Source organism: Stenotrophomonas sp. 2YAF22, from assembly GCF_052114665.1.
Lineage (GTDB): Bacteria > Pseudomonadota > Gammaproteobacteria > Xanthomonadales > Xanthomonadaceae > Stenotrophomonas > Stenotrophomonas indicatrix.
The window spans coordinates 1-1,177 of sequence record NZ_JBFRFE010000894.1 but is presented as its reverse complement, the minus strand read 5'-3'; the positions used below and the strand labels follow the sequence as shown (position 1 = coordinate 1,177).

Sequence of the window (1,177 nt, the reverse complement as noted above, 5' to 3'; positions counted from 1 at the left end):
GCGGTTGACTTCCTGAGCACGCAGTCGTTCGTGGATCCGCAGCGGATTGGTGGCCTGGGTATCTGTGGCAGTGGCAGTTTCGTGATCAGCGCAGCCAAGATCGACCCGCGCATCAAGGCAATCGCTACGGTCAGCATGTATGACATGGGCGCCGCCGCGCGCCAAGGGCTGAACCACGCGCAATCGCTGGAGCAGCGCAGGCAGATGATCAAGGCTGCAACGGATCAGCGTCTGGTCGAGTTCAACGGTGGGCCGGCAGTCCATGTACCTGGCACCGTGAACAAGCTCGAGGCCGATACGTCCGAAGTGCAGCGCGAGTTCTTTGATTTCTACCGCACCTCGCGTGGCGCTTACACTGCCGAAGGCGAGCGCAGCGACTTGACCACCCAGCCGCTGTTCAGCAGCTTGGTCAAGTTCGTCAATTTCTACCCCTTCAACGATATCGAGACCATCTCGCCCAGACCGATGCTGTTCATCTCTGGCGACCACGCCCACTCGCGTGAGTTCAGCGAGGACGCGTACCGCAGGGCAGGGCAGCCGAAGGAGCGCTACTGGGTGAAGGATGCCGGTCATGTAGACCTGTATGACCGCACCGACCTGATTCCCTTCGCAAGGTTGGCGACGTTCTTCCAGCAAGGTCTCGCTGGGAAATGAGCAGCAACGACGCGACGGCCGACCGGGCCAACTGGGGCGGGGTGCTGGCAATGACGCTGTGCGTGTTCGCACTGATCGCCTCTGAATTCATGCCGGTGAGCCTGCTTACGCCCTTGGCGGCTGACCTTGGCGTGAGCGAAGGGCTGGCCGGGTATGGGATTGCCATCTCTGGTGCCTTCGCCGTGCTGACCAGCCTGTCGATCTCCCGCTTGGCCGGGAGCATCAACCGGAAGACAGTGCTGCTGACGCTCACCGCATTGATGGCGGTATCCGGCGTGGTGGTGGCATTGGCTCCCAGCTACCCGATCTACATGATGGGCCGGGCATTGATCGGCGTGGTGATCGGTGGCTTCTGGTCCTTGTCTGCGGCCACGGCCATGCGGCTGGTGCCAGCAGCGCAGGTGCCGCGAGCACTGGCGATCTTCAATGGCGGCAACGCGCTGGCAACGGTAGTGGCTGCCCCCTTGGGCAGCTACCTTGGCGGCGTGATCGGATGGCGTGGGGCATTCCTGTGCCTCCTGCC

2 protein-coding genes are annotated in these 1,177 nt (G+C 62.7%); both read left to right on the top strand.

The features are described 5' to 3' along the window. Positions 1–654: alpha/beta hydrolase (locus tag AB4Y84_RS22065; protein ID WP_442250984.1), on the top strand; the 654-nt coding region annotated here is incomplete at its 5' end. After that, on the top strand, positions 651–1,177 hold a 527-nt coding region (locus AB4Y84_RS22060), incomplete at its 3' end, for an MFS transporter (RefSeq protein WP_442250983.1). The genes AB4Y84_RS22065 and AB4Y84_RS22060, both read left to right, overlap by 4 nt.